At 65.8% G+C, this 474-nt stretch carries 1 protein-coding gene; it reads left to right on the top strand.

From position 1 onward, the window contains the following. On the top strand, positions 1 to 393 hold a 393-nt coding region (locus tag EN884_RS38135; RefSeq protein WP_128361239.1), incomplete at its 5' end, for an ABC transporter permease subunit. Between the last annotated feature and the right edge of the window lie 81 nt (positions 394 to 474).

Genomic DNA, 474 nt, shown 5'->3' with positions numbered 1-474 from the left:
GTCATGGGCTTTCCCCTGATGGTGCGGGCGATCCGGCTGTCGATCGAGGCGGTGGACCGTAGGATGGAAGCGGCGGCGGGAACGCTCGGCGCCAATCCGCTCTGGGTGTTTGCCACCATCACGCTGCCGTTGATCCTGCCCGGGCTGATCGCCGGCGCCATCCTGGCCTTCGCCAAGGCGATGGGCGAGTTCGGCGCCACCATCACCTTCGTTTCCAACATTCCCAATGAGACGCAGACATTGCCGTCGGCGATCTACACCTTCACGCAGGTGCCGGGTGGCGATGAAGGGGCGCTCCGCCTGACGCTGATTTCCATTGTCATCTCCATGGCAGCACTTGTGGCTTCGGAGGTGCTGGCGCGGCGTGTCGGCCGGCGGCTGGACATCGAATGAGCGTTCTCGTCGACATCAGCCATCGGCAGGGCGGTTTCGCCATCGGCGCCCGCTTCGAAAGCGCCGGGCGGCTGACGGCGC

It is taken from the genome of Mesorhizobium sp. M7A.F.Ca.AU.001.01.1.1, from assembly GCF_004022735.1.
Taxonomy (GTDB): Bacteria; Pseudomonadota; Alphaproteobacteria; order Rhizobiales; family Rhizobiaceae; genus Mesorhizobium; species Mesorhizobium ciceri.
This window is presented reverse-complemented; position numbering and strand designations above follow the sequence as displayed.